Origin of the sequence: Acinetobacter sp. YH16032, assembly GCF_013417345.1 — a bacterium.
In the GTDB taxonomy this organism is placed as follows: domain Bacteria; phylum Pseudomonadota; class Gammaproteobacteria; order Pseudomonadales; family Moraxellaceae; genus Acinetobacter.
On the sequence record NZ_VPEE01000054.1, the window covers coordinates 1 to 7,704 of the forward strand.

The 7,704-nt window shown below is 30.0% G+C and carries 6 protein-coding genes and 1 pseudogene; all 7 read left to right on the plus strand.

Translation table 11 applies throughout. The features are described 5' to 3' along the window. Positions 1-17 precede the first annotated feature (17 nt). Positions 18-116 (plus strand): annotated as a pseudogene (locus tag FTV32_RS17565) (LysR family transcriptional regulator); the annotation flags it as partial. Between the two features lie 201 nt (positions 117-317). Further along, positions 318-1,022, plus strand: a complete 705-nt coding sequence (locus tag FTV32_RS15210) for a hypothetical protein (RefSeq protein WP_125112982.1) — start codon at positions 318-320, stop codon at positions 1,020-1,022. Positions 1,023-2,619: 1,597 nt separating this feature from the next. After that, entirely contained in the window at positions 2,620-3,627 is a 1,008-nt protein-coding gene (locus tag FTV32_RS15215; protein WP_150433346.1) for a replication initiation protein, read from the plus strand. A gap of 66 nt (positions 3,628-3,693) precedes the next feature. Next, entirely contained in the window at positions 3,694-4,116 is a 423-nt protein-coding gene (locus FTV32_RS15220; protein WP_150433345.1) for a hypothetical protein, read from the plus strand. A 9-nt stretch (positions 4,117-4,125) separates the two neighbouring features. Beyond that, positions 4,126-4,341: a hypothetical protein gene (locus FTV32_RS15225; protein ID WP_150433344.1), complete on the plus strand. Its 216-nt coding sequence runs from the start codon at positions 4,126-4,128 to the stop codon at positions 4,339-4,341. Positions 4,342-4,880: 539 nt separating this feature from the next. Beyond that, positions 4,881-6,476: a ribosomal protection-like ABC-F family protein gene (abc-f, locus tag FTV32_RS15230; RefSeq protein ID WP_179991659.1), complete on the plus strand. Its 1,596-nt coding sequence runs from the start codon at positions 4,881-4,883 to the stop codon at positions 6,474-6,476. 249 nt (positions 6,477-6,725) lie between these two features. Continuing rightward, a complete protein-coding gene (estT, locus tag FTV32_RS15235) occupies positions 6,726-7,574 on the plus strand; it encodes a macrolide hydrolase EstT (protein WP_185148407.1) in 849 nt (282 codons plus the stop codon). Positions 7,575-7,704: the final 130 nt, after the last annotated feature.

Genomic DNA, 7,704 nt, shown 5'->3' on the forward strand with positions numbered 1-7,704 from the left:
GTAGCAGGCCCGCTCCGATGCGGCGCACTAACCATCGAAACCTCGTGAATGTCGGTATCCTGTCTGGCAGGATACCGCTCATTTCCCTTGTTCAGTTCAACATCGCATTGGCAAAATGGCGGGTTAAGTTCAAAATTCAACTTTTGTGCTTTTTATTCCGCCGAATGTGTCCCACATTCAGCTTTTTTTTAATAATTTAGCTTCTGTGGAAACACATCGGCTACGTCACTGCTAAATTGAACTTTCGGTTCAATTTATCCGCCACTTCGCCAATGCGTTTCCCGTTGTACGCAACCTTACTAAAACTAAATTATTAAATGAGTTCACTCGGTACAAATCTTATTCAAGTCATAAAAGATAAAGAATTTCAAGCTGTTACCAAAGACTTAACTGAAGTGGTAATTGATTCAAATATTGCTGAAGGATTACTAAAAGATGTCCCACTACTTTCAACAATTATAGGAACTTTTAATACAGTAACCAATATCAAGGATAAGCTATTTCTTAAAAAAATTCTTACATTTTTATATGAACTAAAATCAATTTCTGAAAATAAAATAGAAGAACAAATTAATAAAATAGAAGAAGATTTAAAGTATAGAACAAAAGTTGGCGAAAAATTATTATTTATTATTGACAAGTGTGAAGACACAGACAAAGCATCACTTACTGGTTTACTTTTTAAATCATTTTTAGAGAAAAAAATTGATTATGACCAATTCATTACAGGAACAAATATTATTGAAAAAACTCCGTTGCCTGATTTAATGTTTTTCATAGAAAATGATGTTGAAGAATTGGAATTAGACAATGGTGGTTCTGAATTTGTATCATATGGCTTAATGGAAATCAGAGTAACAAAACCCAATATTAAAGTTGGTGATGAAAAATATTATGGAGATAAATATATTCCATCAGATAATGAAATATTAGCAGATCGTTTAGAAATTACAGATTTTGAAATTGTAGCTAGTATAAGTTGGATTGGACAAATCCTTAGAGAAAATTTATGTAAAGAATAAAAGACAGCGTACAACTTCGGTTCAGTAAAAGCTATAACACCTTTTATGTAAAATATAAACCTCCATTTGGAGGTTTTTTCATGTCATTATCCTAAGTTTTTTGCAACAAAAAACACACCTTGCTATTTTCTGATTTTAGTATAAAAATTAATAAAACGATGCATTTTATACTACTTGCTTATTTTGAAAAACATACTTTTAGAGAGTAAGTTAACAACATTATATATCAACAAGTTACACTTATAATACATACTTTTTAATTTATAAAGTATGTATTATTATTTATAACAATTTGTAAATCATAGGAATATAAAAACCAATCTCGGTCTCCGTGATTACTGCTTGCTATTCCTACTTTCATTCGGAATACTCAATTTTGATCGATTTTTCTCTGTATATAATTTTCTCCAAAATTAGTAAATATCAAAATGTATGTAGATAATTACACACATAAAAAATTGATTAGCAATCATATATAAGAAAAAAAACTAAAATGTATGTACAAAAAACATACATTTAATTTTTTTAAAAATACTAAATCAATGATAACCAATATTATAACTCCATCGTGTGGAGTTCCCTCTCGCTACTCACAATTACTATCAAATTTCACGTAAAAAAGAGTTCCGATTTTTACTTTCCTTTTTTCTGAAAAGGCAATATTGTGATTTGAGTGTCTACACAAATCCATATCTTGCATCTAATTGAAATTTTAAGATATTTTTTAAGAAAATTTAGCTTAAAAAAAACCATTTTAGAAAAGAAAAAACGAAAAAAAAGAAAGCCATTTCAACAAGTGCAGCATCACTAAATTTTATATAAAAAGTGAAACGGCTTTATGCTAAAATTTAATGGTGCGAAACTTACCTTTGTTTTCTTTTGATTTGTTTTACTTTGGTAATTCTTCATTGTTATTTTATCTAATAATTAAAAAGCCACTTGTTTTTAACTCAAATTAAGGAGTGAATAAGCTTGTGGATAGTTAATATTTAGCTTTAAATAGCTTTAAATACTTTTTGCTATAATTTCCTAATGATTAAAAATAAAATGTCTTAAAACGCAAAAAAAACGACCTCAAAAGAAGCCGTTTTAAAATCGTTTCGCTTTCAAATTTATGGTTAAACATTAAATTTGAGCAACAAAAATACATTAATGAATTAAAAATCAGTTAATTAAATTAGATAAATTTATCAAAAATAAAAAATCCGCCCCCCCCCTGGTGCGCATAAAAAAGTCACGTCAATTTGTTTTTGTTTTTCCACTCTAACGAAAACAGTGCATTTCACGCAAGCTCCCAAAAGTGATTTTTTGAAGAAAATCACACCCTTAAAAACTAAAAAATTACCATGTTTTTGTATTAATTAAACATAGCTTATCTAACATTACTTATCGACTTTCGACAAAAAACGGATATATATTTATATATCATATATATTGCAAGGGTATTAAAAAGTCTAACTATAACTTTTTGAATAAACAACTATAACTTTTTGAATAAATAGAAAATGGTTAACTATAACTTTTTGAATAAATACTATAACTTATATTTGTGTAAGTTATAGTATTTATATAAATTTACTTTTCAATACTATAACTTATGTCTAAAATTAATAATAAAGAAGTATTACAGTCTTACATCTTAACGACTGCTAAATATGATTATTCTGTTTACGAGAAACGTATTCTTTATCGTCTTGTAGAGCTTTTTCAAGGATTAATACAAAATCAAAAATTAAAAGACAAAATAGTTATTGAACAAGACAATCAAAATACTAGCATTGTTAGTATGCCTATTAAATTATTTTTACAAAACGAAACAGATACTAACCATATTCGAATAAAATCAGCTTTAAGAAATTTAGCTAAAAAATTCTTTGAGTATGAAGATGAAAATGATTGGGAGTTAATTTCAGTAATTTCAGAGCCTAAAATTAAGAAAAATACAGAGATTGCTACTTTCAGAATAAATCCAAAAATAGTAGAAGCATTTTTAGATTTTTCAAAAGGCTTTAAAAAGTATGAACTTAAAGTAGCTATGGAATTTGAAAGTGTATATACTATGCGTTTTTACGAATTATTATCTAATCAGAAAACTCCTATTAATTATTCAATAGATAAATTAAAAGATATATTTAATATTGCTGATAAATACAAGTTAACGGGTGGTTTTATTCAAAAAGTTATCGAACCTGCAAAAAAAGAACTTGATAAATGTAGTCCTTATACTTTTCATTATGAAACAATAAAAACAGGTCGTAAAATTACAGGCATTCGTTTTATTCCGATTCATCAACCACAATTTGAAGATGAATCATTGAAGAAACAAAAAACAATGAAACAAATGTCAAATCGTTGGTTTATCCCTAAAAACATAGAAGATTATTTAAAATATAATTACGATTTTACTAATAAGGAATTAAACAACAATCTTAGCTTATTTGAAAGCTTGTACAACCATCTGTCCGAAGAAGAATTATTGGATTTCTTGGTCGAATTAAAAGCTCAATCTGTACTATATGAAATCAAAAATCTAAAAGCATATCTTATTGGTTCATTGAAACACAAAGCTGAGCAGATTTTTGAACAAAAACACATGAAAAAGTAGGGTGACAAAAGTATGTCATCTATATATTTTGACATACTTTTGTCATAGTTTCAAACTTTTGTTATTATGAATTACATAGATGTAAAAGAAGCTGTAAAAAAAACAGGAAAAAGCGAGAGGACAATAAGAAGATTGTTCGCTAACTCTGAATCTGTACCATACTTACAAAAAAAAGGGAATAAAGTATTAATAGAAGTTAATTACTTATTTTCTATATACGAACCTCTAAAAGATATCAAGAAACCACAGAGGCAAAAGTATGACATAGCCGAAATATGGCAGAGGCAAGAAGATGTAAACTCATTAAAGACAAAACTTGCTTTATTTGAACAAGAATTAAAAAATAAAGAGTTGCTTTTACAAGAAAAAGAGGGTAGAATAATAGATTTACAAAAGACAATTCTCCTGTTGGAAGCTCCTAAAAAAGAGCCAGAATCTAACCAACCAAAACAAGTACAGGAAAAGAAAAAAAAGTGGTGGCAATTTTAACTTTATGTAATGAAAAGAAAGTTAATTGATTTAGATCTGGAAACTGAAAGACGTTTATCAATTCTTGCAAGTGCTAACGGAATGAGCTTAAAAAAGTATATAGAATATATACTTTTTCAGCACGGAAACGACCATTTAATAAAAATTGAAAAGGAAATCAAAAAACAAAAGTCAGCTTCTATAAATCAATTATCTATTTTAGATGAAATAAATAAAAATTTATAAATTTTTACACTACCTGTTGACCGATTTGAATATCCTCTCTCAACGTAAAAATGCACCTTTCAGAGTAGTTTTAGCTATAAAATAATTTATCCAAAACGGTACTCTCACAATATCAGTGTTTTAACCTAAAAATCTTTGGTGTATAATAAGAATTATGTTAAGTAATGAAATAGATTAATAAAGTATCAATTGTAGAGTTTCGTGATCCATGATTGAGAATTTAAAAATTTTAAATAAAAACCTCGCTATTCATACAAATGTTATTTAGATAATATAGACTATCAAAGAATTTATTACTTTTAACAAAGTAATTACACGAAATACGGATATAGGGAATATTTCACGAAACTTTTCTATTATTTACTTCGTAAATTACTATGTTATCGGCAATACGAAATAAAGTAGTTCAGAAAAAATATTATATTTGCAACATAAATAAAAAGTAAGCAGAAAATGTAAAAATTAATTTCTTAGACAATCTAACAATCAGCTCAAAAAATTGGGCTCCCACTTTTGTTAAACTCAAAAAGAAATTAATTATGCTTACGATTCAAAATTTATCCTATTCACATCCCAATAAAAATACGCTGTTTACTAATTTAAGTATGACAGTAAACCATTCCGATAAAATTGCATTAATTGGCAATAATGGTGTTGGAAAATCTACTTTACTCAAACTTATAGCCAAGGAATTAGAACCTGATGACGGACAAATTTCCTCCGAAACCAAACCCTATTATATTCCTCAAATTTTCGGTCAGTTTAATGATTTGACAATTGCCCAAGCCTTACAAGTTGAAACCAAACTCAATGCTTTACACGAAATTTTAAACGGAAGTGTAGATGAAAAGAATTATAGCCTTTTAAATGACGATTGGACGATAGAAGAAAAATGTCAAGAAGCCCTAAGCTATTGGGATATTTCTGATTTATCACTATCTCAAAAATTAAGCGAATTAAGTGGAGGACAAAAAACAAAAGTCTTTCTCGCAGGTATATTTATTCATCAACCATCATTTGTTTTATTAGATGAACCCAGTAATCATCTTGACAAATCCAGTAGAGACTTACTATACGATTTTATTCAAACCTCAAGAGCAACTTTTATAATCGTTAGCCACGACCGAGAGTTACTTCAGTTATTAAATCCTATTTGTGAGCTCAACAGAAATGAAATTAAAGTTTATGGCGGAAACTATGAATTTTATAAAGAGCAAAAAGAAATTGAACAAAACGCCTTAAGTCAAGATATTCAGAGCAAAGAAAAAGCACTTAGAAAGGCGAAAGAAAAGGAGCGAAAAACAATTGAACGACAACAAAAATTAGATGTTCGAGCAAAAAAGAATTTAGGAAAAGCTGGACTTCCCAAGATAGTATCAGATGCTTGGAAGAATAATGCTGAAAGAAGCTCAGCAAAAATTGCCGGAGTTCATTCAGATAAAATTAATGGTATAAAAGAAGAACTTCAAGATTTGAGGCTTTCCGTTTCTGATATAGAACAAATGAAATTTGAATTTGATTCTTCCAATCTTCATAAAGGTAAAAATCTGTTTATAGCAGAAAATATCAATTTCGCATATAAAACAGGAGGTTTATTATGGGAGAAACCTCTAAACATTCAAATTGTCAGCGGTGAACGAATTGCTATCAACGGAAAAAATGGAACAGGAAAAACCACACTTATCCAAATAATACTCGGAAAACTTAAACCAACGGAAGGAAAAATATTTATTGCTGAAAGTCATTCTGTTTATATTGACCAAGATTATTCTTTAATCAATAATCATTTACAGATTTATGAACAAGCTCAAGAATTTAATCAAACCGGCCTTCAGGAACACGAAGTAAAAATCAGATTAGACCGTTTTTTATTTTCAAAAGATGATTGGGATAAGCCTTGTCATACATTGAGTGGCGGAGAAAGAATGCGGTTAATGTTGTGTTGTTTAAACATTGCTAATCAATCTCCCGACATTATTATCTTAGATGAACCTACCAATAATTTAGACCTTCAAAACATCGAAATTTTAACCAATGCAATCAATGAATATGAAGGAACTTTAATTGTAATTTCCCACGATAAAACGTTCTTACAAGAAATAAATATTGAACGAACTATTGAATTAATGAAGTAAAGCCGATAACATCGGTTTTGCAAGAGAGCGGGTTATTGTTTCCGTTCAAAGATTTTTGTTATATTTAAAGTTCCGTCTTCGCTTGGAAGTCTTATGCTAAAATCCGCTCCCTCGCAAAGCCCGAAAACGTTAGCGGGCATTGTGAAAGATACCAGCATAACAGTTAAACATTGATAAATGAAAAAAAAACTACTTTGGATATTAATTTTAGGACTGATAATAATCAGTTGCAAACAAAGGAAAACAGAAATGAAAGAGAAAATAATTAAAACAAACGGCATTGAACTCTGTACGGAAAGTTTTGGAAATAAGAAAAATCCAGCAATCCTTTTGGTAGCAGGTGCAACCGTATCAATGCTGTATTGGGACACTGAATTTTGCCAACAATTATCTGAAAAAGGATTTTTTGTTATTCGTTACGACAACAGAGATGTAGGAAAATCCACTAATTATGAACCAGGTTCTACTCCATACGATATTGTTGACTTAACTAATGACGCTATTTCAATATTGGATGGCTACAAGATTGACAAAGCACATTTTGTGGGGATTTCTTTGGGCGGACTAATTTCTCAAATAGCATCAATAAAGTTTGCCGACAGAGTTAACTCCTTAACTCTTATGTCATCAGGCCCTTGGGGAGACTCAGACCCAACTATACCTGAAATGGACACGAGTATTTTAGATTTCCATAGTAAAGCAGGTACAGTCAATTGGACAAATGAAGACAGTGTGGTAAACTATTTAATTCAGGGTGCAGAATTAATGAGTGGCAAGAAACAATTTGACAAACAAAGAAGTGAAAAACTGATAAGAGCTGAGTTCAATAGAGCCAACAATTATATAAGTATGTTCAATCACGCTGCATCGCAAGGTGGTGGTGGTGAAGAATATTGGAACAGATTAAACGAAATCAAACAACCCACCTTAATTATCCACGGAACAGACGACAAAATTTGGCATTATAAGAATGCAGGTTTTTTACTAGAAAAAATAAAAGGTTCAAATCTAATCACCCTTGAAGGTACAGGACACGAATTACACGTTGATGATTGGAAATCAATTATTGATGGAATAGAAAAACACATAAATGACTGATAAACAAAAACAACGCCCCGCGTGGGCCTATACGCTGCCGGCAGCACTGCTGCTGATGGCTCCTTTCGACATCCTCGCTTCACTGGCGATGGATATTTATCTCCCTGTCGTTCCAGCGATGCCCGGCATC